The organism is Ensifer sp. LBL, from assembly GCF_050435225.1.
Classification (GTDB): Bacteria; Pseudomonadota; Alphaproteobacteria; order Rhizobiales; family Rhizobiaceae; genus Ensifer.
This window is the reverse complement of the sequence record NZ_JBNDJY010000003.1, coordinates 195,736-219,059: the sequence shown is the minus strand read 5'-3', so window position 1 is coordinate 219,059 and position 23,324 is coordinate 195,736. Positions and strand designations below refer to the sequence as shown.

General features: G+C 63.4%; 21 protein-coding genes. 10 read left to right on the top strand and 11 right to left on the bottom strand.

Annotation, left to right across the window (positions count from 1 at the left end):
- Positions 1-4 precede the first annotated feature (4 nt).
- From OKW20_RS12730 to OKW20_RS12710, 5 genes are all read right to left on the bottom strand, one after another.
- Positions 5-2,479 (bottom strand): beta-mannosidase, encoded by a 2,475-nt coding sequence (locus tag OKW20_RS12730; protein ID WP_429172656.1) that lies wholly within the window; start codon positions 2,477-2,479, stop codon positions 5-7.
- 89 nt (positions 2,480-2,568) lie between these two features.
- A complete protein-coding gene (locus OKW20_RS12725; RefSeq protein ID WP_429172654.1) occupies positions 2,569-3,663 on the bottom strand; it encodes an ABC transporter ATP-binding protein in 1,095 nt (364 codons plus the stop codon).
- Positions 3,664-3,667: 4 nt separating this feature from the next.
- A complete protein-coding gene (locus OKW20_RS12720) occupies positions 3,668-4,618 on the bottom strand; it encodes a carbohydrate ABC transporter permease (RefSeq protein WP_043625128.1) in 951 nt (316 codons plus the stop codon).
- Positions 4,611-5,519, bottom strand: a complete 909-nt coding sequence (locus OKW20_RS12715) for a carbohydrate ABC transporter permease (protein WP_429172650.1) — start codon at positions 5,517-5,519, stop codon at positions 4,611-4,613. Before OKW20_RS12715 ends, OKW20_RS12720 begins: the two co-directional genes overlap by 8 nt.
- Positions 5,520-5,713: 194 nt before the next feature.
- Positions 5,714-6,949, bottom strand: a complete 1,236-nt coding sequence (locus OKW20_RS12710; protein ID WP_043625122.1) for an ABC transporter substrate-binding protein — start codon at positions 6,947-6,949, stop codon at positions 5,714-5,716.
- 188 nt (positions 6,950-7,137) lie between these two features.
- Between OKW20_RS12710 and OKW20_RS12705 the strand changes: the two genes are divergently transcribed.
- The 5 genes from OKW20_RS12705 to OKW20_RS12685 all read left to right on the top strand — a co-directional run bounded on the left by OKW20_RS12705 (position 7,138) and on the right by OKW20_RS12685 (position 11,520).
- The gene (locus tag OKW20_RS12705) at positions 7,138-7,335 is read left to right on the top strand and encodes a hypothetical protein (protein ID WP_429172647.1); all 198 of its coding nucleotides are present in this window, start codon (positions 7,138-7,140) and stop codon (positions 7,333-7,335) included.
- Between the two features lie 127 nt (positions 7,336-7,462).
- Positions 7,463-8,518, top strand: coding sequence for a LacI family transcriptional regulator (locus tag OKW20_RS12700; RefSeq protein ID WP_429172644.1), 1,056 nt, complete (start codon positions 7,463-7,465; stop codon positions 8,516-8,518).
- A gap of 319 nt (positions 8,519-8,837) precedes the next feature.
- Entirely contained in the window at positions 8,838-10,460 is a 1,623-nt protein-coding gene (locus OKW20_RS12695; RefSeq protein ID WP_429114000.1) for an ABC-F family ATP-binding cassette domain-containing protein, read from the top strand.
- Between the two features lie 330 nt (positions 10,461-10,790).
- Positions 10,791-11,153: a hypothetical protein gene (locus OKW20_RS12690; RefSeq protein ID WP_429172641.1), complete on the top strand. Its 363-nt coding sequence runs from the start codon at positions 10,791-10,793 to the stop codon at positions 11,151-11,153.
- A gap of 169 nt (positions 11,154-11,322) precedes the next feature.
- Positions 11,323-11,520 (top strand): hypothetical protein, encoded by a 198-nt coding sequence (locus tag OKW20_RS12685; RefSeq protein WP_429172639.1) that lies wholly within the window; start codon positions 11,323-11,325, stop codon positions 11,518-11,520.
- 83 nt (positions 11,521-11,603) lie between these two features.
- Here OKW20_RS12685 and gndA read toward each other — a convergent pair whose 3' ends face one another.
- The 5 genes from gndA to ccoG form a co-directional block, all read right to left on the bottom strand.
- The gene (gndA, locus tag OKW20_RS12680) at positions 11,604-13,034 is read right to left on the bottom strand and encodes an NADP-dependent phosphogluconate dehydrogenase (protein ID WP_429172636.1); all 1,431 of its coding nucleotides are present in this window, start codon (positions 13,032-13,034) and stop codon (positions 11,604-11,606) included.
- Positions 13,035-13,213: 179 nt separating this feature from the next.
- Entirely contained in the window at positions 13,214-13,372 is a 159-nt protein-coding gene (gene ccoS / locus OKW20_RS12675; RefSeq protein ID WP_043615060.1) for a cbb3-type cytochrome oxidase assembly protein CcoS, read from the bottom strand.
- Positions 13,369-15,657 carry a cation-translocating P-type ATPase gene (locus OKW20_RS12670; protein WP_429172633.1) on the bottom strand — a complete coding sequence of 763 codons (2,289 nt, stop codon included), beginning with the start codon at positions 15,655-15,657 and terminating at the stop codon, positions 13,369-13,371. Before OKW20_RS12670 ends, ccoS begins: the two co-directional genes overlap by 4 nt.
- Positions 15,654-16,166, bottom strand: coding sequence for a FixH family protein (locus OKW20_RS12665; protein WP_429172631.1), 513 nt, complete (start codon positions 16,164-16,166; stop codon positions 15,654-15,656). The genes OKW20_RS12670 and OKW20_RS12665 overlap by 4 nt, the downstream gene beginning before the upstream one ends.
- Positions 16,163-17,737 (bottom strand): cytochrome c oxidase accessory protein CcoG, encoded by a 1,575-nt coding sequence (gene ccoG, locus OKW20_RS12660; RefSeq protein ID WP_043615050.1) that lies wholly within the window; start codon positions 17,735-17,737, stop codon positions 16,163-16,165. Before ccoG ends, OKW20_RS12665 begins: the two co-directional genes overlap by 4 nt.
- 225 nt (positions 17,738-17,962) lie before the next feature.
- Here ccoG and OKW20_RS12655 point away from each other — a divergent pair, with 225 nt between their 5' ends.
- The 5 genes from OKW20_RS12655 (at position 17,963) to OKW20_RS12635 (ending at position 22,378) form a co-directional block, all read left to right on the top strand.
- Complete coding sequence (locus tag OKW20_RS12655; protein WP_052201723.1) at positions 17,963-19,441, top strand: alanine/glycine:cation symporter family protein; 1,479 nt, start codon at positions 17,963-17,965, stop codon at positions 19,439-19,441.
- Positions 19,417-20,247: a helix-turn-helix domain-containing protein gene (locus OKW20_RS12650; RefSeq protein ID WP_429172627.1), complete on the top strand. Its 831-nt coding sequence runs from the start codon at positions 19,417-19,419 to the stop codon at positions 20,245-20,247. Before OKW20_RS12655 ends, OKW20_RS12650 begins: the two co-directional genes overlap by 25 nt.
- Before the next feature lie 64 nt (positions 20,248-20,311).
- Positions 20,312-20,722: an SRPBCC family protein gene (locus OKW20_RS12645; protein WP_429172624.1), complete on the top strand. Its 411-nt coding sequence runs from the start codon at positions 20,312-20,314 to the stop codon at positions 20,720-20,722.
- Between the two features lies 1 nt (position 20,723).
- Positions 20,724-21,077 (top strand): VOC family protein, encoded by a 354-nt coding sequence (locus OKW20_RS12640; RefSeq protein ID WP_429113982.1) that lies wholly within the window; start codon positions 20,724-20,726, stop codon positions 21,075-21,077.
- Positions 21,078-21,481: 404 nt separating this feature from the next.
- Entirely contained in the window at positions 21,482-22,378 is an 897-nt protein-coding gene (locus tag OKW20_RS12635; RefSeq protein ID WP_429172622.1) for a hypothetical protein, read from the top strand.
- 27 nt (positions 22,379-22,405) lie between these two features.
- On the opposite strand, the gene OKW20_RS12630 is transcribed toward OKW20_RS12635, so the two are convergent.
- Positions 22,406-23,320 carry a helix-turn-helix transcriptional regulator gene (locus OKW20_RS12630; protein ID WP_429172620.1) on the bottom strand — a complete coding sequence of 305 codons (915 nt, stop codon included), beginning with the start codon at positions 23,318-23,320 and terminating at the stop codon, positions 22,406-22,408.
- Positions 23,321-23,324 lie beyond the last annotated feature (4 nt).

Genomic DNA, 23,324 nt, shown 5'->3' with positions numbered 1-23,324 from the left:
GCGGTCAGCCCTTTCCCTGGCAGGATTCGAGATCGAAGGCGGCAAAGCGCGGCAGTTCCCCCGCGCCAGGCGGCACTTTCGGGGTGAAGCGGATGACCTTGGTCTCGCCGGCCAGGAGGTCGAACGCATTGTCGGAATAGCGCCCGGCGACATCCGCCTCGATCATCACATGCAGCGCCAGGCCGCTCGCCTTGACCGTGACATCAAAAGCGCCCTCACCCGCCGGCGCCACGTCGAGCGTCAGGCCGGAGGGCTTGAGGTCCAGCGCCTTGTAGGTGCCGTTGACATGGTGCCCCTCGCCGCGCATGCCGTTCGACGCCTCGAAGGACCAGAACAGCAGGTCGCCTTCCGGAATGTCGAAAGCTGCGATCGTCGCCAGCGTTGCCGCCCGGTCCGGGCTGCAGGTACCGGCGACCGCCGCGAGCGGCGTGCGCTGTCCGTCGAGCGAAACGAGGAAGGTCTGCAGCTCGACGGTCACCGGCTCGGCGGTGTCGTTGACCATCGAGAAGGCGATCTCCTTGCCGTCTGTCGACGGGATCGCTGCGACCGAAACCGGCTGGAAGAAGCGCCGCACCATGTAATGCATCGCCTTCCAGCTGCCGCCATAGTCAAGGCTCGACCAGGAGGCGACCGGCCAGGTGTCGTTGAGCTGCCAGTAGAGCGTGCCCATGCAATGGGGCTTCAGCGAGCGCCAGTAGTCGACGGCGGTTTTGATCGCCAGTCCCTGCTGCACCTGGCTCAGATAGACGAAGCTCGGAAAATCCTTGGGGAAGCGGAAGTAGCGGAACATCGTGCCGGCGATGCGCTCATTGCCGCCGACATTCTTCTGGTGGCTCTCGATCACGGGCGACGCGATGTTGAGATCCTTCTCGGCCGCGAACTGCCGAATGACCGGCATCGACGTATAGGACTGGAAACCGAACTCCGAGCAGAAGCGCGGGCGCACGGTGCGGTAATTGTCGAACGACTTGTTCTCGTGCCAGACCGACCAGTAATGCATGTCGCCGGAACCGTCGGCATGCCAGGCATCGCCGAAGTCGAGATAGCCGGACGCCGGGCTAGACGGCCACCAGATCGCCTCGGGCAGCGCTGCCTTCAGCGCCACCTCGATGGTGCGGTTCAGCCGGTCGTAGGAGACGAGATAGCGGTCGCGATCCTTGCGCGGCTCGTCGAACCAGGTGAGCGCGCCGACAAGTTCGTTGTCGCCACACCAGACGGCGATCGACGGATGGGTCGACAGGCGCTTGGCCTGATAGTCCACTTCGGCGGCGACATTCTCGAGGAAATCCGGCGTCGAGGGATAGAGATTGCAGGCGAACATGAAGTCTTGCCAGACCAGAAGGCCGAGGCGATCGCAGAGATCGTAGAACCAGTCCGGCTCGTAGAAGCCACCGCCCCAGACGCGGATCATGTTCATGTTGGCATCGACCGCCGACGTCAGAAGATCCTCGACGCCATCAGGCGTTACCCTCGAGGCCAGCGCATCGGCGGGGATCCAGTTGGCGCCCTTGCAGAAGATCTCCCGGCCGTTGACGCGGAAAGCAAATCGGCTGCCGGCCTCGTCCTTGTCGGTCAGAAGCTCGATGGTGCGCAAACCAATCTGACGGGTAACCTGCTCCTGCGGCACCTCGACAGTCAGCTTTGAGAGATGCTGCTCGCCGCTGCCGGCCGGCCACCAGCGCTTCGGCTTTGCGACGCTGAAGACATGGGTGATGCGCGTCTCGCCCTTGCCGACGGCGCAGTCCAGTCGTTCGCGATCCTCGTCGAGCGAGAAATGCACCGGCACGATGCCCGGCCCATCCGCAAAGAGCGTCAGCGTCACCACCAGATCGACGCTGCCATCCTCCAGCCAGACCTGTTTCGTCGTCACATGCTCGATGCGGGCGATCTCCAGCCGGCAAAGCGCGATCTCGCCATAGACGCCAAGGGGCGCGATTGCGAGGTTCCAGTCCCAGCCGAAATGGCACTGGGGCTTGCGCAGCATATTGCCGTTGGCGATCGGCGAATTGCCGGGATGATAGGGCACGTAGAAGGGCTGCTCCGCCTGACGGCGCACGCCCTCCGCGATCGAGGAATGCAGCACGATGCGAATGCGGTTTTCACCGGCGACGAGCGCCTTCGAAACATCCGGCCGATAGCGGCGAAAGCAATTCTCCGCTTCGAGCACCGGCTTGTCGTTGACGTAGACGGACGCGACCGTGTCGAGGCATTCGAGGTCGAGATACCAATGGCCAGCGAGGTCCGCAGCCGCGACCGACACCGTGCGCTCGATCACCCAGTCCTTGTGCGCCACCCACTGCACGTCGTTCTCGTTGCGGCCGACATAGGGATCGTCGATCACGCCGGCCTTCTGCAATGCCGAATGCACGTCGCCCGGCAGCGCGATCGCCAGCGTGTGGCTGTTGTCGACGGAGGAGAGCTGCCAATCCCCCGAGAGATCGAGGCGGATGGCTGTGCGGGTGTAGTCCTCAGAGAGCATTGTCGTATTCCATGGGGTCGACCGGCTGCGCCGGCACAGTCATTGTCGGGATGGGCCGGGCGGCATTCCGCCCGGCGCCATCTCATTGTTTAAAGGCGATTCTCGCTCGTTGCATCGAAGATCGAGGCAACGCCCATGTCGAAGGAAAGCGTGACCGCCGTGCCCGGGGCATAGCGCCGCTGGCCGGCGATGCGCACCGACATCGATTGTCCCGCAAGCTTCAGCCAAAGCAGATTGTCGGCGCCCATCGGTTCCTCGATATCGACCACCGCCCGGTGCGAGGCCTCAGCACCGCTCGCCGCCTCATCGACGCGCACATGTTCCGGCCTCAAGCCCAGCACGACCTTCTGGCCATGGACGAACGGCGCCCGCGACGGATAGGCCGACACATCGAAATCGACGCCGTTGACGTGCACATAGGCGCGCTGGTCGCGAAGTTGCAGCTCGCCACGGAAGAAGTTCATCGACGGCGAACCGATGAAGCCGGCGACGAACAGGTTTTCCGGGGCGTTGTAGATCGTCATCGGATCGGCAAGCTGCTGGATCACGCCGCTCTTCATGACGGCGATGCGGTCGGCGAGCGTCAACGCCTCGATCTGGTCGTGGGTGACGTAGATCATCGTGTTCTTCAGCGACTGGTGCAGCCGCTTGATCTCGACGCGCAGTTCCGAACGCAGCTTGGCGTCGAGGTTGGAGAGCGGCTCGTCGAACAGAAACACGTCGACATCGCGCACCAGTGCCCGGCCGATCGCCACGCGCTGGCGCTGGCCGCCCGACAGTTCCGAGGGCTTGCGCTTCAGAAGCGGCTGGATCTGCAGGATCTCGGCGGCGCGGCTGACGCGTTTGTCGATCTCCTCCTTCGGAACCTTCGCGACCTGCAGGCCGAAAGAGAGGTTCTTCTCCACCGACATCTGCGGATAGAGCGCATAGGACTGGAACACCATGCCGATGCCGCGATCCTTCGGCTCTTCCCAGGTGACGTTCTTGTTCTTGATGAAGATCTGCCCGTCGCTGACATCGAGAAGGCCGGCGATGCAGTTGAGCAGGGTCGACTTGCCGCAGCCGGACGAGCCGAGCAGCACCAGGAACTCACCGTCCTTGATGTCGAGATTGAGCGTGTCGAGCACAGTGACGGCACCGAAGCTCAACGACAGGTCTTTGACCGATACGCTGACGTTTTGCATGTTGTTACCCTTTCACTGCGCCGGCGGCGATACCGCGGACAAAAAGCCGTCCGGAGACGAAGTAGACGAAGAGCGGAACCGCCCCGGTCAGGATCGTCGCCGCCATGTTGACGTTGTATTCCTTCACGCCCTGGACCGAATTGACGATGTTGTTGAGCTGAACCGTCATCGGGTAATATTCCGGCCGGGTGAACACGACGCCGAACAGGAAATCGTTCCAGATGCCGGTGACCTGCAGGATCATTGCCACGACAAAGATCGGCAGCGACATCGGCAGCATGATCTTGAAGTAGATCGTCCAGAAGCCGGCGCCATCGACGCGCGCGGCCTTGAACAGTTCCTCCGGCAGGCCGGCGAAATAGTTGCGGAAGAGCAGCGTCAGGATCGGCATGCCGAAGATGGTGTGCACGATGATGAGGCCGGTCAGCGTGCCGTAAATGCCCATTTCCCTGAGCACGATGACGATCGGATAGATCATCACCTGATAGGGAATGAATGCGCCGACGATCAGGATGGTGAAGAACAGTTCCGCACCCTTGAAGCGCCAGTTGGCAAGCGCATAGCCGTTGACCGACGCGATCGCGATCGAGACGATCGTCGAGGGAACCGTGATGCGCACCGAGTTCCAGAAGCCACGCGAAAGCCCGTCGCAGTTGAGCCCCGTGCAGGCGCTCGCCCAGGCCTTGACCCAGGGCTCGAAGGTGATTTCGACCGGCGGCGCGAAGATGTTGCCGAGCCGGATTTCCGGCATGCCCTTGAGCGAGGTCATGACCATCACATAGAGCGGCAGCAGGTAGTAGAGCGCGACGACGATCAACGTGCCGTAGATCATGATGTTGCGGCCCGAAAGCGCCCGGCGGGGCTTGGCGCCGCGGGGACCGGCGAGGACACGCCCGGCCTGGGCCTTGGGTGCGGCTTCTTCCGCCACAGAATTGAAAGCAACGATATCAGACACGCTTGCGCCCTCCCCCGAATTCCAGATAGGCCCAAGGCACGATGATGATGGCGACGGTGATGAGCATCATGGTCGAGGCGGCGAAGCCCTGTCCGAGGTTCTGTGCCTGGAACATGTAGTCGTAGACGTACTTTGCCGGCACTTCCGACGCGATGCCCGGGCCGCCGCTCGTCTGCGCCACCACCAGATCGTAGACCTTGACGATGCCGCTCGCGATGATCACCAGCGTGGTGATGAAGACGCCGCGCATCATCGGGATGACGACGAAGATGTAGGTCTTCCACATCGGAATGCCGTCGACGCGCGCGGCCTTCCAGATATCCTCGTCAATGCCGCGCAAGCCGGCCAGCATCAGGCACATGACGAGCCCCGTACTCTGCCATAGGGCAGCGATCAGGATGCCGTAGATGACGATATTGGCGTTATAGAGCGGATCGAAGGTGAAGCTTTCCCAGCCGAGCGAACGCACCACCGACTGGATGCCGAATTCCGGATTGAGCAGCCATTGCCACACCAGGCCCGTCACGATGAAGGACAGGGCGAAGGGATAGAGCATGATGGTGCGGAAGGTGTTTTCGAAGCGGATCTTCTGGTCCATCAGCGCCGCCAGCACGAAGCCGATGACGAGGCTGAAGATCAGCGAGAAGATGCCGTAGATCGCGAGATTCTGCACCGAAACCAGCCAGCGTGGTGCCGCCCACAGGCGTTCGTACTGGTCGAGACCGACGAACGAGAGCCGCGGCAACAGCTTGGAATTGGTGAAGGAATAGACGACCGTCCAGATCGTACCGCCGAGGAAAATGACCACGGCCGTCAGGATCATCGGGACGGAGGCAATCTTCGCGTTCAGGTTCCGCAGCCACTGGTTCGGTCGGCCCGAACCCTGAGTGTAGCCTGCCATGTTTGTTCCTCCGGAACTGCAATGGGTTTCGGACGATGGGCAGCGCCAATTGCGCCTTGCCTCATCAGGGCGACAACCACTCCCAAGGGCCCGCGAACGCGATCACGCGCGGACTGCCGGCACGGTCACGCCATGCCGGATGGGAGGTTTTGACCGGCCTCTTTTGAAAGCGAGGCCGGTCAAGGCAGTTGCGGTTACTCCGCCGCGGCGATGATGTCGGCGAAGCGCTTCTGCGCGTCTTCCGGCGTGATCGACGGGTTGGCGAAGAATTCGGAGAACAGGTCCTCCTTCTGCTTCTGGCTGTCGGCCGAAAGCAGCTGGTCTGTGCCCTGGATCACGTTGCCCTTGGCAAGAATGTCCAGGCCCTTCTTCATGCAGTCGTTGGCAGCAGCAAGATCGACGTCGCCGCGCACCGGCAGCGAGCCCTTCTTGAGGTTGAAGGCCACCTGCGTCTTCGGATCGAGCAGCGTCGAAGCGAGCGCCTCCTGCGCCTTCGACTTCTCCTCGTCCTTCAGGAGCGGGAAGTAGAAGGCATCGCCGCCGGTCGAGATGATCTCGTTGACGCCGAGACCGGGCAAGCAGGTGTAGTCGGTTCCGGCCTTCTGGCCGGCAAGCGCGAATTCGCCTTGCGCCCAGTCGCCCATGATCTGGCCGCCGGCCTTGCCGGTGATCACCATGTTGGTCGCCTGGTTCCAGTCCTGGACATTGGTGCCCTTCGACATGCGGCGGGCGTCGTCGGCAGCCTTAAAGACCTTGGCGATCTCGGGGCCCGCGGCCACTTCCTCGTCCTTGTCGCCGAAGACCTTCTGGAAGGTATCCTTGCCGGCGATCGCCACCATCAAGACGTCGAAGGCGCCGGCTGCCTGCCACGGCTGACCGCCGACGGCGAGCGGCACGATGCCCGCCTTTTCGAGCGCCGGTGCGGCGGCAACGAATTCATCCCAGTTCTTCGGAACCTCGACGCCGGCCGTCTTGAAGGCGGCGTTCGACAGCCACAGCCACTGCCAGGAGTGGATGTTGACCGGGGCGCAATAGATCTTGCCGTCGATCGTGCAGGAATCGAGCAGGCTCGCCGGCTTGATGATGTCCTTCCACTTCTCGCGGGTTGCGACATCGGTCAGGTCGCGCATCAGCCCGGCCTGGACCAGCTCTTCCGCCTGGCGACCGTGGTTGAACTGCGTGGCGCCCATCGGGTCGCCACCGGTGATGCGACTGATCATGATCGGACGGGCCGTGCCACCGGAACCGGCGATCGCGCCATCGACCCAGTGATTGCCCGTTGCATCGAACGCCTTGGCGAGTTCGGCGACTGCCGCCGCCTCACCGCCGGACGTCCACCAATGGGTCACCTCAAGATCGGCGGCACTCGCCGCACCGAGCGGCAGGGCCACGGCGGCTGAAAGCACCGCGGCGAAAGAACGTAAATTCATGAGTCTCCTCCCTCACTGTAACGTTACCGTAAAAAACTTAGTGCAATCGATTACAGGACGCAACACCCACCACAATCGATTTAAACAGAATCTTAAAAAACACCTATTGCGTGTAGATGGCGGAGGCATTCCAAAGCGCTTTGCACCCCCTGCCAGCACATTGCCGGCCAACGGGAAATCCCTATAGCATGCTGAAATTCATGTATTTTCGGCAAGAAAAGCACTCCATCGCCGGGATCGCCAGTTCGCACGTGCAAAAATCACGCGTCGAAGGCTCTGATTCAACCTGCCCGCTCCATCTTTCGCAGTGCAGCAACGAAAACGCTCGACATCGCAACTGTATCGTTACAGATTTGAAGCAATTTGATCCGTCCAAAGCAGCATAGCCGCCAATGACTTTTCGTATATAAGGCGAGGAAGTGACGGCGCGGCGGACGGGACTGAACCGACGCGTTTCGCTGCCGGGTGGGCAAACCGGCGACGTGCGGACGAGAGAGTGGGCGGGTGACGGCAATGGACAACAAGACGAAAAACAGGCCGCAGTCACTGCCGGATGGGGCCCGGCCGACGCTGAAGACGATCGCCTTCATGACCGGGCTCGGCATCACCACGGTTTCGCGCGCATTGAAGGACGCGCCCGATATCGGCGCCGAAACCAAGGAGCGCGTCCGCCTCGTCGCCAAGCAGATCGGCTATCAGCCGAACCGCGCCGGCGTGCGTTTGCGCACCGGCAAGACCAATGTCATCAGCCTCGTCCTGACGCTCGAAGAAGAGATCATGGGCATCACCAGCCCGATGGTCGTCGGCATCACCGAGATCCTCGCCGGCACGCCCTATCACCTGGTCGTCACACCCTATAGCGCCGTCAAGGACGCGATGGCGCCGATCCGCTATATCCTCGACACGGGTGCAGCCGACGGCGTGATCATCTCGCGAACGGAGCCGCATGATCCGCGCGTGGCGTTGCTGACCGAACGCGGCCTACCCTTCGTCACCCACGGTCGCACCGAAATGGGCATCGTGCATCCCTATCACGACTTCGACAACGAGCGCTTCGCCTATGAGGCCGTGCGCAAGCTGGTGGCGCGCGGAAGGCGGAAGCTGGTGCTCCTGGAGCCGCCGCCGCACCTCACCTTCTATTCGCACATGCGCGCCGGCTTCGAGCGGGGCTTGCGCGACTTCCAGGCCGATGCGGTCGGCTTCCACCAGACCAATATCGACCATTCGCTGGTCGAGATCCGCGACGCCTTCGAGGTGCTGATGCGCTCCGAAGACGCACCCGACGGCATCGTCTCGGGCAGCGGTTCCGGTGCCATCGCGCTGATCGCCGGCCTGGAGATGGCCAAGAAGAAGCTTGTCGAAGACTGCGACATGGTCTCGAAGTCCCCGAGCGACTTCCTGCGCTGGCTGCGCCCGGAAGTGATGACCATGTACGAGGACATCCGTGTGGCCGGCCGTGAACTCGCGAAAGCCGTCATCGGCCACATCGACGGCCAGCCGCCGGAAACGCTGCAGAGCCTCAGCCACCCGGAGTTCCAACCGCCGATCTCGCGTGGTCTCAGGGCCTGAGTTTGTGGGGTTTGGCGAAAACATCTCCGCCCTCATCCCTGTGCCCCGTCACAGGGATCCAGCAGCGCCGCGTCCGCGGCGCGGAAGAGTCCTTCAGGCCCAAGAACTTGGGCCTGGCTGGATTCCTGTGACGAGCACAGGAATGAGGACTAAATAGATAACCTGCCCTTCAGCCATCTCCCAGCACACGCCTATCCAGCCCTCATGAAACGACACGGAAACGCCCTCAAGTCTTGCTTGTGACGCAGAAACCTGCGACAGGCCGGGGCAACAATTGGGCGCAAGTGCGCCCCGCTCCTCCCTTCAGGCTACCGCAGACATGATCCGCATCGAAAACATCAGCAAGCAGCTCAGCCATCGCATCCTTTTCATCGAGGCCTCCGCCGCCCTCAACCGTGGCGAAAAGGTCGGCCTCGTCGGCCCGAACGGCGCGGGCAAGTCCTCTCTCTTTCGCATGATCACCGGCGAGGAAATACCGGACGAGGGCCAGGTCGCCGTCGATAAGGGCGTCACCATCGGCTACTTCAACCAGGACGTCGGCGAGATGTCCGGCAACAGCGCGGTTTCCGAAGTGATGAACGGCGCCGGTCCGGTGAGCGAGGTCGCCGCCGAACTGCGCGAGCTCGAAGCCGCCATGGTCGACCCGGATCGCCTTGATGAAATGGACGCGATCATCGAGCGCTACGGCGAGGTGCAGGCGCGCTACGAGGAGCTCGACGGCTACGCGCTCGAGGGCCGTGCCCGCGAAGTGCTGGCAGGCCTGAGCTTCTCCCAGGAGATGATGGACGGCGACGTCGGCAAGCTCTCGGGCGGCTGGAAGATGCGTGTGGCGCTCGCCCGCATTCTGCTCATGCGGCCCGACGTGATGCTGCTCGACGAACCGAGCAACCACCTGGATCTGGAAAGCCTGATCTGGCTTGAGGATTTCCTCAAGAACTATGACGGCGCGCTGATGATGACCTCGCACGACCGCGAATTCATGAACCGCATCATCACCAAGATCATCGAGATCGACGCCGGCCAGCTCAACGCCTATTCCGGCGACTACGGCTTCTACGAGCAGCAACGCGCCCAGAACGAGAAGCAGCAGCAGGCGCAGTTCGAGCGCCAGCAGGCGATGCTCGCCAAGGAGATCAAATTCATCGAGCGCTTCAAGGCGCGCGCCTCTCACGCCTCCCAGGTACAGAGCCGGGTGAAGAAGCTCGAGAAGATCGACCGGGTCGAGCCGCCGAAGCGCCGCCAGACGGTCAACTTCGAATTCCGCCCGGCGCCGCGCTCGGGCGAAGACGTCATCAACATCAAGGGCGTGCACAAGAAATACGGCAGCCGCAGCATTTATGAAGGGCTGGACTTCATGGTCCGCCGCCGCGAGCGCTGGTGCATCATGGGCATCAACGGCGCCGGCAAGTCGACACTGCTGAAGCTCGTCGCCGGTTCGACCGAGCCGGACGAAGGCAATGTCGCGCTCGGCGCCAGCGTCAAGATGGGTTACTTCGCCCAGCATGCCATGGACGTGCTCGACGGCGACCGCACGGTGCTGCAGCAGCTCGAAGACACCTTCCCGCAGGCAGGCCAGGCGCCTCTGCGCGCCCTTGCCGGCTGCTTCGGCTTTTCCGGCGACGATGTCGAGAAGAAGTGCCGGGTGCTTTCGGGCGGCGAAAAGGCGCGTCTCGTCATGGCAATCATGCTCTTCGATCCGCCGAACCTGCTGGTGCTCGACGAGCCGACCAACCACCTGGACCTCGACACCAAGGAAATGCTGATCAAGGCGCTGGCGGACTACGAAGGCACCATGCTCTTCGTCTCGCACGACCGCCACTTCCTCGCGGCCCTTTCCAACCGCGTGCTGGAGCTGACGCCCGAGGGCATCCATCAGTATGGCGGCGGCTATACGGAATATGTCGAGCGCACCGGCCAGGAAGCGCCGGGTCTCCGGGGCTGACAGATTTAAAGCGAGCTGGGCGTCGCGCGCCGGCGCCCAGCATTTCGCAGTCACCGCCTTCCTCGGCGGGGACCGAGGACCTGCAAGCAGAGCCCAGACGCAAAACGCGACCCCGCTCTAAATCGGAACTGAAAAAACTAGGTTCTTGTGAAGCGCTGCCGTGGCAGCCCACCGATCCTAACGGATCGCCGCGCGAAATCGATGGGACTTTGGTCCGACTCTCGCAGCCAAAGGTCTGAGTGTCATTGCCGCGCCATGCACCGGTCACATATTGCAACGGCTGGGGCACCATCGCAGCAAGCACACGCTGCCAATCACTTGAGATAGGTGATGTTCGGCATGACATCGAAAATTGCATGGAAAGACCGGTTGACCGATAGCGCGTGGGACTTCCTGTCCAATCCCCTCACCACCGGCATCTATCTGTCGCTCGCCATGCTTTGCGCTTTCGTCGGCAGCGCGACGAGCGGTATTCCGGCCAACCTGCTCATGGCCATCGGGTTCCTTTTGGTGATCTTCGTCGACCCACCGAAGAGGCTGAGCAAGCTGCGGGACCGACGCCGCCGCACGCCACGGCCAAACACGGTTACGCCATTTCCGCGTCGAACGGATGAGCGCGAAACGATGCGCGGTTCGCAGCACCCGGGCGAACGCAGCCGAACCCGCGACGATCGCCGCGCTTCTCGGCGCTAGATGCGCCCGCCAGGGGTCTTTGGGACAACTGGCGTCACGCGGTGCACAAGCCAGGCCGGCAACAATCGGCACTTTCGGCCGTTTCCCGTCTGCCGTACATTCACAGGAACGGACGCATGACGTCCACGGTGCACGAAGGCCATCCCGGCATGGATGGCGAAGAAAGCGCGTGGGCACGATGAAGACTAAACACTATGTCTTTCAGATTTTTCGCGCCGCCTTCACCGACAGGCTGGTGTTGATCATCGTTGTGTTGATGATCGCCTCCCTGTTCGTCATCCTGCCGATCAAGTCCTGCTCCAATCCCAGCGCGACGGGTGGTGGTGAAGCAGCCGAAGGACCGGCCTCCGTCTCAACGACTGTCTAACACCCGATCGAGCCAGGCATCGCCCAAACGCAAACGGGGCGACCTGAAAGGCCGCCCCGTACTGCATGACCGATATCCGGTACTTAGGCGTTGAGGCCGCTGCCCCACGGTCCGTGGTGGCTGTCGGCGCCGTCGACGCGGTCGAAGCCGTGCGCGCCGAAGAAGTCGCGCTGCGCCTGGATGACGTTGGCCGTGCCGCGGCCGCGGCGGTAGCTGTCGAAATAGCCGAGTGCCGAGGCAAGCGCCGGCACCGGCAGGCCGCCGAGAACGGCCGCCGAGACGACGCGGCGCAGTGCCCCGTCGGTGTCCTTGACCATGGCGGCAAAGGCCGGCGTGACGATCAGGTTGGCCGCGTCAGGCGCCTTGGTGAAAGCGGTGGTGATTTCGTCCAGGAACTGCGAACGGATGATGCAGCCGGCGCGCCAGATCTTGGCGATCGTCGGCATCGGCAGGTTCCAGTCGAACTCCTTGGACGCGGCCGACATCACGGCGAAGCCTTGCGCATAGGCGCCGATCTTGGCGGCAAGCAGCGCACTTTCGAGATCCTTGATGAAGGCTGCCTTGTCGGCCACCTTGAACTCGCCGACGGCGGGAAGTCCGAGGATCTTCTCGGCCGCTTCGCGCTCGTCCTTCATCGAGGAAATGCTGCGCGCGGCAACAGCCGCTTCGATCGCGGTTGCCGGAACGCCCATGTTCTGCGCCTCGATCACCGACCACTTTCCGGTGCCCTTCTGGCCGGCCTTGTCGAGGATCATATCGACGATCGGCTTGCCCGTCAGCGGATCAGCGGCCTTCAGCACCTTCTCGGTGATTTCGATCAGGTAGGAATTGAGGCGACCCTTGTTCCAGGCGCCGAAAACTTCGCCGATCTCGGTCGCCGACATCTTCAGCCCGTCGCGCAGAATGCCGTAGATTTCGGCGATCATCTGCATGTCGGCATATTCGATGCCGTTGTGGATGGTCTTGACGAAGTGGCCGGCGCCGTTTTCGCCGAGCCAGGCGACGCACGGGTCGTTTTCGTACTTCGCGGCGATCGAGGTCAGCACGGTCTCGACGCGCTTCCACGATTCTTCCTTGCCGCCGACCATGATCGACGGACCGTGACGCGCACCTTCCTCGCCGCCGGAAACGCCCATGCCGATGAAGGTCAGGCCCGAGTCCTTCAGCGCCTCGAAGCGACGCATCGTGTCGCGGAAGTTGGCGTTACCGGCATCGATCATGATGTCGCCCTTGGCCAGATACGGCTTCAGGATTTCCATCTGCTGGTCGACCGGCTCACCGGCCTTGATCATGATGATGATCGGGCGCGGCGGGCGGATGGCGGCGACGAATTCTTCAATGGTGTCGCAGGGCACGATCTGGCCCTGGAGTTCGCCGGCTTCCGCGTAGAATTTGTGCGTGGCCTCGACGGTGCGGTTGAACACCGCGATCTTGTTGCCTTTTTCAGCGATGTTGAGCGCCAGGTTCGAACCCATGACGCCGAGACCGATTAGGCCGATTTCCGCCTGTGACACGTGATTGTCTCCTTGGACAGAAGTGCCGGGCGCGATCGGGATAAGCGCGTCAGAGCCGGCTCTTCGAATTGAACTTCGCCCCCTCGCGCGGGGCTCTGTCGAAGGCCCGGGCGCAAGAAGCGACGGCGGAGGTTGTTTTGGCATTCAAATCGATTAAGGACAAGTGATTACTGACGAAATCACTTCTTTTCGGGCTTTCCGTCGCCATCGTCGAGCACCCGCCAGGAGGCCCCTTCGAGGTCTTCGTACTGGCCGCTCTTCAACGCCCAGAGGAAGGCGACGAGGCCGATCCCACCGAGAAACAGCGCGATGGGAATGAGATAGATCAGCGTGTTCATGAGGCGCTCCCGACCGGCCGCAGCGTGACGGCTGCCTTCTTTTCGGCTGCCTCCACGACATTGCCGGTCGCCGCGCGCAGGCGCAAGGCATTGGCAACGACGATCACCGACGAGGTCGACATGGCAACCGCCGCGATCAGCGGCGTGGCATAGCCGAGGATCGCGATCGGCACGGCGATGACGTTGTAGCCGATCGCGAGCGCAAAGTTCTGGCGGATCAGCCGCCCGGCCCGGCGCGACGTATCGATCGCCATCGGCACGGCGTTGAGCCCCTGGTGCAGGAAGACGAAGTCCGCAGCCTGACGCCCGACATCGGCCGCCGTTGCCGGCGCCATCGAGACGTGAGCCGCCCTGAGTGCCGGCGCGTCGTTGATGCCGTCGCCGACCATCAGCACCCGGTGACCGCCCTCGGCAGCCGCCGCACATTCGTCGACCTTGCCGCGCGGCGTCAGTTCCGCCTTGTAGCGTTCGATGCCGATCCGACGGGCGAGCGCCGCGACGACAGGCTCGCGGTCGCCGGAGAGAATGCCGGTCGACAGGCCGAGGCTTCCGAGTTCCTCGATGCTTTCGCGGGCGAAGGGCCTCAGCCTGTCTTCGAAGCGGAAGCAGGCGAGTTCGCGGCCGTCGAGCGACAGGATCACTTCCGACTGCCCCGTCGCCTCGCCGGCATCGCCACAGGCAAAGGCGCGGCTGCCGAGCCGATAGACACCGGCGTCGGTCTGCGCCTCGATGCCGGCACCGGGAATCTCGCGGATGTCGCCATTGACGACGGGTGCTATCGCCGCCGCATCATGAATGGCCATCGCCAGTGGATGGCGCGAATGCACGGCGAGCCCCGCCGCCGTCGCGAGGATCGAAGGCTGAATGTCCTGGCCGTTGACGAGGCGCGGCTCGCCAACCGTGAGCGTGCCCGTCTTGTCGAGCAGCACCGTATCGATCTCGGCCAATCGCTCCATCGCCGAGCCGTCCTTGACCATGACGCCGTTCTGGAAGAGCCGTCCGGCGGCAATCACCTGCACGACCGGCACCGCAAGCCCCAGTGCGCAGGGGCAGGTGATGATGAGCACCGCGACGGCGACCAGCATCGCATGGTGGAAATCGCCATTGACGAACATCCAGCCGATGAAGCTCAGGAACGCCAGCAGATGCACCGCCGGCGAGTAATATTGCGCCGCGCGATCGGCGATGCGGCGATAGCGCGCCCTGCCCCCTTCGGCGGCTTCCATCAGCCCCATGATCTCGGCAAGCAGCGAATCGCGTGCCGCCGCCGTCGCCTCGATCGTCAGCGGTCCGGTAAGGTTCAGCGTTCCCGCTTCCACGGTGTCGCCAACCTTGACCGGCGCCGGTGCGCTCTCGCCGTTGACGATCGAGCGATCGAGATCGCTGGCGCCGAGGAGAATGCGGCCGTCGACGGGGATGCGCTCGCCGGCAGCGATCGCCAGCTTTTCGCCGGGCTTGATCTCGTCGACGGGGCGATACTCACGTCCGCCCTCAGCATCCACAACCATGGCGCCGCGCGGCGAGAGCCGCGCCAGGCCGCTGATGGCCGAGCGGGCGCGCCCGCGCATCATGTGGTCGAGCGTGCGGCCGATCAGCAGGAAGAAGAGCAGCATCACCGTGCCGTCGAACCAGGCATGGGTGCCGTGGGTGATCGTCTCGTAGAGAGAGATCGAATAGGAGAGCGTGATCGCGAGCGCGATCGGCACGTCCATGTTGGTGCGGCCGTGCTTCAACGCGTTCCAGGCGGACGCGTAGAAGAAGCGTCCGGCATAGATCAGCGTCGGCGCGGCAATCAGCGCCGAGATCCAATGAAAGAGATCGCGGGTTGCCGCCTCCGCCCCCGACCAGACGGAGACCGAAAGCAGCATGATGTTGGCCGAGGCAAAGCCCGAGACGGCAACAGCACGCACCAGCTTCTTCAGCGTCTGGTCGCCGTCTTCCTCGCCCGGCGCGAAAAGATGGGTTTCGTAGCCGCGCGAACGGATGGCCCGTGCCAGCTCCCGCGGATCGGTACGCGAGCCATTGACCTCTTCCTTCCAGACGATCGACACGCGCCGCGACGAAAGGTTCACGCGCGCCCGGTCGACCTCCGGCCGTGTCTTCAACGCGCCTTCAAGCGTGGTGATGCAGGCGCCGCAATGCACGCCGGGAACGCTCAGATCCGTCTGGCGCAGGCCGCCGCCGAGCGAACGGCTTGTCAGCCACAGCTCCTCCGTTGTCGGCAGTCCCTGCCCGGCCCTGTCTGTCTCCAGAGCCATTTCGGTTCCGGGGGCGCAGCAGCTCATTTCGCAGCTCCCGGCACCATGAAGCGGATCGCCTGGCGATAGACGACGGTGTCGCCCGATGTCGCGGTGATGTCGGCGATCCACTGGCCGCGCTTCAGCGCGGTTGCGGCAACGAAGACGCCCTCGCCCTGATGCGCCATCTCGACCGTGACATCCTCATGCTCCTCGACCGGGCGCTTCAGCACCGCCACCACCTTGTCGGCGGTCATCTCGGGGTTGCCCCGGCGCGTCAGCGTGTAGCGCAGCGCCTCGTTTTCGACGCTGAGCTTGCCATCGAGACCGTCGGCAACAAAGGCCTTGGCCTCTTTCACCTTGCCGTTGAACTGCTGGCTCGCGACGTAGGTGTTCTGCACCACCAGCCCGCTCCAGCTGTTGCTGGCGTTCCAGGCCATGATCAGGTTGACGGTGATGATGGTGCCGAAGAACAGCACCATGACGCCCAGCATGTGCCAGCCGGTGAAAGGCCGCGGTGCTTTTGCCGGCTTCGCCCCTGCCTGGTTTGTTGTCATTTTGCGGCTCCCGGGCTGTTGAAGTTGGCCTTGTAGACGTCGCGCTCGTGGCTCGACGGATCCTCGACGATGAGGCTGAAACCGTCAGCCGCTTCGGTCAGCTTGTCCTTCGGCAGTGTCACGAACACCTTGACCGCCGTCACCTTGTCCGGATCGACACCGAGGGCAAAGGTGCGGCCGTCGCCCGGCGCCTGGCCGGCGATGCGCATGGTCGCCGAGGGCATGCCGTCGATGGCGAGCGTAATCGTGCGTTGTTCCGGGATCATGTTCAAGAGCTTGACCATGTAGCCGTTGCGTACCGAACCGTCGGATTCGACGACGAATTGCGGATTGCGGTCGTGCAGCACGTTGAGCTCCAGGCGGTCGCGCGACAGAAGCGCATAGAGCAGACCGATACCGACCAGCGTCCAGACACCGAGATAGACGAGCACGCGCGGGCGGAAGACGATCTTCCAGTTGAAGTGGCGCACCTTGTCGGAAAATGCGCCGTCGGCGTTGCGCACCCGGCCCGGATCGATCGCCGCCGTACCGCCATTGGTGGCAAGCGCCATGTTGGCGGCATAATCGTTGAGCGTCGCATAGGAGATCAGGCCGCGTTCGCGGCCGAGCTTGTCCATGACGCCGTCACAGGCATCGATGCAGAGCGCGCAGGTGATGCATTCGAGTTGCTGGCCGTCGCGAATGTCGATGCCCATCGGACAGACGACGACGCAGGCGTTGCAATCGACGCAATCGCCGACGGCCTCGCCGGCGGCCACGGCCTTCTTCTGGTGACGCGAACGCGGTTCGCCGCGCCAGTCGTTGTAGGTCACGACAAGCGAGTTCTCGTCGAGCATCGCCGCCTGGATGCGCGGCCACGGGCACATATAGGTGCAGACCTGCTCGCGCATCAGCCCGCCGAAGACATAGGTCGTCGCCGTGAGGATAGCGACGGTCATGTAGGCGACCATGGGTGCTTCCAGCGAAACGAAGCTTTTCAAAAGCGTCGGCGCATCGGCGAAATAGAAGATCCAGGCGCCGCCCGTGGCGATGCCGATCATGATCCAGATCGAATGCTTCGACACCCGCTTGACGATCTTGTCGAACGTCCAGGGACCGGCATCGAGCTTCATGCGAGCATTGCGGTCGCCTTCGATGTAGCGTTCGACCACCAGGAAGAGATCGACCCATACCGTCTGCGGACAGGTATAGCCGCACCAGGCGCGGCCGACGGCAGAAGTCACCAGGAACAGGCCGAAGCCGGCCATGACGAGCAGGCCCGCGACGAAGAAGAACTCCTGCGGCCAGATCTCGATGAAGAAGAAGTAGAAGCGCCGCGCGGCGATATCGACGAGCACCGCCTGATCCGGTGCATGCTCACCGCGATCCCAACGGATCCAGGGCGTCAGATAATAGATGCCGAGCGTGACCAGCATCACCAGCCACTTGAAGCGGCGGAAACTGCCTTCGGCGCGCTTGGGGAAGATCTTCTTGCGCTTTTCGTAGAGCGGCTTGCGCACATGCGCCGCATTGACCGGTTCGGCCTCGTGACGTTCGACAGAGGCAGGATTTGCGGCGGATTGTGGGCTCATTTGTGGGAAATCCCCGGATATGTCATGTATTGCACCACGTTTTGCCTGATTTGGCCGCCGAAAACGTTGATCTGTGTCAAGTTTGCGGGCTAAAGCGCCAGCATGCGGCGAAAGGTCCGGGCATTCGCAAGATGCCTGGCTCAAGCGAAGTGAACGGCCTTTCCCATCCGATCCGCATTGCGGTTCGCCACGTCACCAAACCTTGCAATACCAAAGAGGAACCGCATGGACGCGATCATCGGCTTTCTGAACACGATCTTTTGGGGCTACGTGCTGATCTACGGCCTGCTCGCCGTCGGCATCTATTTTACGCTGCGCCTCGGCTTTCCGCAGATCGTGCATTTCGGTGAGATGTTCCGGGTCTTGAGCAGCGGCGGCTCGAAGGATGCGGCCGGCATCAGCCCGTTCCAGGCGCTGACCGTCAGCCTCGCCTCGCGCGTCGGCACCGGCAACCTCGCCGGCGTTGCCGTGGCGCTTTATCTCGGTGGTCCGGGTGCGACCTTCTGGATGTGGATGGTGGCGCTCGTCGGCATGGCAACGGCCTATGCGGAGAGCGCGCTGGCGCAGCTCTACAAGGTGCGCAACGAAAACGGCCAGTATCGCGGCGGCCCCGCGTTCTATATCGCCCGCGGCCTCAACGCCCCCTGGGCGGCGACGATCTTCTCTGTCTGCCTGATTCTCTCCTTCGGCCTCGTCTTCAACGCCGTTCAGGCCAATTCCATCGCTGATGCCGTCCAGGGCGCCTTCGGCGTGCCGAAGATCGCCGTCGGCATCGCGGTTGCGGCCATCTCCGGCATCGTCATCTTCGGCGGCATCCGCCAGATTGCCCGCGTCGCCGAAATCGTCGTGCCTTTCATGGCAATCGCCTATCTCTTGACCGCGATCTACGTGCTCGTCGTCAACGCGTCGATCGTGCCAAGCGTGCTGTGGACGATCATCTCCAGCGCCTTCGGCCTGCAGGAGGCGGCAGGCGGCGTTGCCGGCGGGGTCACGGCGGCGATGATGAACGGCGTCAAGCGCGGCCTCTTCTCCAACGAGGCCGGCATGGGCTCGGCCCCGAACATCGCGGCCGTCGCCACGCCCGTGCCGCATCACCCGGCATCGCAGGGCTTCGTGCAGTCGCTCGGCGTCTTCATCGATACCATCCTGATCTGCACCGCGACCTCGGTCATGATCCTGCTGTCGGGCACCTTGGAACCCGGCTCCGGCGTCACCGGCACGCAGCTGACGCAGGCGGCGATGAACGTGCATATCGGCTGGGCCGGTAGCTACTTCATCGCGGTCGCGATCTTCTTCTTCGCCTTCACCTCGATCATCGGCAACTATTCCTATGCGGAGAACGCGCTCACCTATCTCGGCGGCGCCAATCGCGCCGGCGTTCTCGTCATGCGCTGCGCCGTGCTCGTCATGGTCGTCTGGGGCGCGTCCGAAAGCATCACAACGGTGTTCGACGCGGCAGACGCCTCCATGGGCCTGATGGCGACGATCAACCTCATTGCCATCGTGCTCCTCTCCGGTACCATTGCCAAACTGACGAAGGACTATTTCGCCCAGCGCCGGCAGGGTCTCGATCCGGTCTTCCATGCAGCCGACTATCCGGAACTGCAGGGCCAGATCGACGGCGAGATCTGGTCGCGCGAAGAGGCGATCGGCACCGGGCGAAGCTTGGAGGAAAAGGCATGGACGGCGCCCTCGGGCCGCTGACACAGACGAAGCTGCTTGCGCCAGAACCGACGCTGGCCAAGCGGCGCGGCATCTATCAAGAGCATGCCGCGCCCGGCGAACTTGGCCGCCATGTCGAATGCCTCTGGCGCCACCAGTTGCTGGAAGGGACGGCCGCCCCCATCGCGGTCGTGCCCGACGGCTGCGTCGATATCCTCTGGTCCCGGCACGGCCTGGCGGTTGCCGGGCCCGATCGGGTAGCCGCCTTCCCGGTCTTTGCGCCCGGCACCGACATCATCGGCCTGCGCTTCCGCCCGGGCATCGCAGCGTCCTTGCTGCGCACATCGCTTTCGCAGATCGTCGGCGAGGTCGTCCCGCTCGACGCCTTCTGGGGCCGTGCCGCACGCGAACTCGAAACCAGGATTGAGGATGCACCTGATGCGGCCAGCCGCGCCGCGATGCTGGCGGAAGCGGTGCTTGAACGCCTGCCGGCCGTCTCGTCGCCAGCGGGCGATGTCGCCGCCACCCTTGCCCAACTGCGGCAGAGCCATGGCTCGTCCGACAACCCGATCCGCGCCCTCGCTGCCGCCACCGGCACGAGCGAAAGGACGCTGAGGCGCCGCTGCCACGAGCATTTCGGCTACGGCGCCAAGACGCTCGACCGTATCCTGCGCCTGCAGCGCTTCCTCGGGGCATGCCAAAGGGAACCGTCAGCGGCACTCGGCCTGCTCGCGCTCGATGCCGGCTATGCCGACCAGGCGCACCTGTCGCGCGAGGCCCGGGAACTCACCTCGCTCCCACCCACCGAAATCCGCCGCCAGCTCGCAGCTGACCGGCAAGCGGCCTGACTGGCCGTTTCGTTCAAGACCGGTGAGACCACCCATGCTACTGCTTCGCTCAGGAGAACAAAGCATGGCAACACTGGAAGCAAAGATCGTTCACACCACCATCGACCGCGACTGGCGCGCGGTCTATGCCTTCATGGCTAAGCCCGAGAACATGCCGCGCTGGGCGTCCGGTCTCTCGTCGGGCCTAATCCGCGACGGCGATCATTGGCTGGCGCCGGGCCCTCTCGGCAATGCCCGCGTCCGCTTTGCGCCGGACAACGCCTTCGGCGTCACTGATCATCTCGTCACGCTGGAAGACGGCACGGAGGTCCACAATGCGCTGCGCGTGGTCCCGAATGGCGACGGCGCGGAGGTGATGTTCACGCTGCTGCGCCAGCCGGGCATGAACGCGGAACAGTTTGCCGGCGACGCCGGCTGGGTGGCGAAGGACCTCGCCACCTTGAAATCAATCATGGAATCCGGAGAAGACAGATAAAATGGGTAACAAGGGCAACGACAGCCGCATCGACTATGTCGAGTTCAACGTCTCCGACATCGCCGCCACCAAGGCCTTCTACGGCAGCGCCTTCGGCTGGACCTTCACCGATTACGGTCCGGAATACTGCGAATTCCAGGACGGCCGACTGACCGGCGGCTTCACCACCACCGGCCCCGTCGGCAGCGGCGGACCGCTGATCATCCTCTATGCCGACACGCTGGAGGACATGCTCGCCCGCGTCGAAAAGGCCGGCGGCAGGATCGTCAAGCCGATCTTTTCCTTCCCCGGCGGAAGACGCTTCCATTTCGCCGACCCGGATGGCTACGAACTGGCGGTCTGGTCGGCACAGTAAGGCTGAGACACTCAGGGAGGTAGAGCGGGGACGATGGCAGCAGTGTCGCCACACGGGCGCAGTGGCCGCCTCCTCTCCACGCTCATTTCTGTGCTTATCACAGAGATCCAGCGGCCGTGCGTCCGCACGGCAAGAGGCGCTAAGCCAAAACATGCCGGCCGCTTTTCTCGCGCCGCCGACGCGGCGCGGCTGGATTTCTGTGACAAGCACAGAAATGAGGGAAGTTGAAGAGACGGCAGCGCGCGTGCCATTCGCGCTACGTGTCTCGTCGGGTGACCGGCAGTCGACCGATACGTCCGGGACTGCGCCGCCACCATAACCTGTGGACGCACACTCCCGCTTTACGCCGGTTTAATCTCTACACGTCAGAATTGCGCGCGACGAACACGAGGGCGCGCAAGAGCATGGCCGATACGCATGATTTTCTGAAGAACTCCGTCATCATCGGCGCCCATCCCGATGACGAGTTGCTGTGGTTCACCTCGATCCTCAACAAGGTCGATGAGGTGATCATCCTTTATCGCGACATCTGGTCTGAGCCGCAGATGGGCGACGCGCGCACCGCTGCGATCAAGGCCTATCCGCGCGGCAACGTGCGCTTCCTCGAAATGGAGGAAACCGGCTCGTTTGACTGCGCCGACTGGACGAACCCGAAGCCCGGCCCCTTCGGCATGGAGTTCGGCACCGAAGGCACGCGCCGCGAAGCCAAGCGCATCGTCAAGAAGTCGCTGTCGCAGATCATGCCCGGCAGCTTCCGCCACTCGACCCGGCCGATCGCCCAGGCTTATCGCGACAATTACGAGACGCTCTACCGCACGCTGCTGCCGCTGCTGAAGCCCGACATGAACGTCTTCACCCACAATCCCTGGGGCGAGTATGGCCACGAGGATCACGTGCAGGTCTTCCGGGTCCTCGACCGCCTGCGCGACGAGATCGGCTTCAAGCTCTGGATGTCCAACTATTGCACCGAGCGCTCCATGCCGCTCGCCATGCAGTATTTCAGCCGCAAGCCGCAGGAATACGTTCGCCTGCCCGCCGACAAGGGCTTTGCCGAACAGGTCGCCAACATCTATCGCAAGCACGGCTGCTGGACCTGGCGCGACGATTGGGTCTGGTTCGACGACGAGTGTTTCATGGAAGCGCCGTCAAGCAAGCCGGAAAGCGGCGGTTTTCACCTCCTGCCGATGAACCTCTTCAACTTCGGCACGGTCGTGAAGCGGCCGGTCAACACGTCGCTGCTTCTCGGCACGGCGCTGTCAAGCGTTGTCGTCGGCGCCACCATCGCCGCGGCTCTCGAATAGGACGAGCCAAAGCGCCGGCAGCTTCGGTTATCGCTCCCGGGCGAGCGCCGGTTCGGCGAAATAGACCACCATGCGCAGATGCCGGTGTTCGTCCGCCACCAGCGTCTCGTGGCGGAAACGCAGGCTCACGGCTGCAGCATCGATCAGGGATCCGATCCCGCGCCGGGCCTCGTCGCCGCCGGGCGCTGCCCACCAGCGCCTAAAATCGGCCGAAAGGTCCTTGAGGCTTTCGACCAGGGCCAGCATCGACGGATCATCCGGGGCCACGGCGAAATCGTATCGGAACTGGGCGAGCAGCTTCGGCGCGTCTTCGCGCCAGGCTGGCATACGCCGCCGCATCTCGGGATCGGCAAACACCATCTGCAAAATATTGCCAAGCTCCGGCCTCCGCGCACTGAAGCCGAACAGCGCGTCCGCCGCCGCATTCCAGGCAACGACATCCCAGCGCAGGTTGACCACATAGGCCGGCCGCGCCGTCAACTCATCCAGCAACTGCTGGACCAAAGGCGAAACTGTGACGCGATGATGCGCCTCCGGCGGCGGCGGCCGCTTGTGGGCCAGCAGGAACAGATGGCTGCATTCGGCGTCATCGAGCTTCAGCGCTCGCGCCACATTCAACAGGAACGCCTCCGACACCTTGATGTCGCGCCCCTGCTCGAACCAGGTGTACCAGGTGAGCCCGACGCCGGCGAGCGCTGCCACCTCCTCGCGCCTGAGGCCGGGGGTGCGCCGCCGCCCGTTGAACGCGAGCCCAGCATCGGCCGGCGTCAGCTTCGCCCGGTGCCGCGTCAGAAACTCCGACAGCTCGTTCTTGCTTCGCTCAAGGCTTCGTTCGTTCACGCTATTGCTCTTAGTAATAGGATAAATACTTAAATTGTAACAGGACCAGTGTGCCTTGAAGATGTGGTTTCCGCAACCAGCCCAAGCGAAGACGGAGATCACTTTT

What these genes read in the sequence shown, in the direction of transcription:
- OKW20_RS12730 (WP_429172656.1), bottom strand. Translation starts at nt 2,479, where the DNA reads ATGCTCTCTGAGGACTACACCCGCACAGCCATCCGCCTCGATCTCTCG.
- OKW20_RS12725 (WP_429172654.1), bottom strand. Translation starts at nt 3,663, where the DNA reads ATGCAAAACGTCAGCGTATCGGTCAAAGACCTGTCGTTGAGCTTCGGT.
- OKW20_RS12715 (WP_429172650.1), bottom strand. Translation starts at nt 5,519, where the DNA reads ATGGCAGGCTACACTCAGGGTTCGGGCCGACCGAACCAGTGGCTGCGG.
- OKW20_RS12710 (WP_043625122.1), bottom strand. Translation starts at nt 6,949, where the DNA reads ATGAATTTACGTTCTTTCGCCGCGGTGCTTTCAGCCGCCGTGGCCCTG.
- OKW20_RS12705 (WP_429172647.1), top strand. Translation starts at nt 7,138, where the DNA reads ATGCTGAAATTCATGTATTTTCGGCAAGAAAAGCACTCCATCGCCGGG.
- OKW20_RS12700 (WP_429172644.1), top strand. Translation starts at nt 7,463, where the DNA reads ATGGACAACAAGACGAAAAACAGGCCGCAGTCACTGCCGGATGGGGCC.
- OKW20_RS12695 (WP_429114000.1), top strand. Translation starts at nt 8,838, where the DNA reads ATGATCCGCATCGAAAACATCAGCAAGCAGCTCAGCCATCGCATCCTT.
- OKW20_RS12690 (WP_429172641.1), top strand. Translation starts at nt 10,791, where the DNA reads ATGTTCGGCATGACATCGAAAATTGCATGGAAAGACCGGTTGACCGAT.
- ccoS (WP_043615060.1), bottom strand. Translation starts at nt 13,372, where the DNA reads ATGAACACGCTGATCTATCTCATTCCCATCGCGCTGTTTCTCGGTGGG.
- OKW20_RS12670 (WP_429172633.1), bottom strand. Translation starts at nt 15,657, where the DNA reads ATGAGCTGCTGCGCCCCCGGAACCGAAATGGCTCTGGAGACAGACAGG.
- OKW20_RS12665 (WP_429172631.1), bottom strand. Translation starts at nt 16,166, where the DNA reads ATGACAACAAACCAGGCAGGGGCGAAGCCGGCAAAAGCACCGCGGCCT.
- ccoG (WP_043615050.1), bottom strand. Translation starts at nt 17,737, where the DNA reads ATGAGCCCACAATCCGCCGCAAATCCTGCCTCTGTCGAACGTCACGAG.
- OKW20_RS12655 (WP_052201723.1), top strand. Translation starts at nt 17,963, where the DNA reads ATGGACGCGATCATCGGCTTTCTGAACACGATCTTTTGGGGCTACGTG.
- OKW20_RS12650 (WP_429172627.1), top strand. Translation starts at nt 19,417, where the DNA reads ATGGACGGCGCCCTCGGGCCGCTGACACAGACGAAGCTGCTTGCGCCA.
- OKW20_RS12645 (WP_429172624.1), top strand. Translation starts at nt 20,312, where the DNA reads ATGGCAACACTGGAAGCAAAGATCGTTCACACCACCATCGACCGCGAC.
- OKW20_RS12640 (WP_429113982.1), top strand. Translation starts at nt 20,724, where the DNA reads ATGGGTAACAAGGGCAACGACAGCCGCATCGACTATGTCGAGTTCAAC.
- OKW20_RS12635 (WP_429172622.1), top strand. Translation starts at nt 21,482, where the DNA reads ATGGCCGATACGCATGATTTTCTGAAGAACTCCGTCATCATCGGCGCC.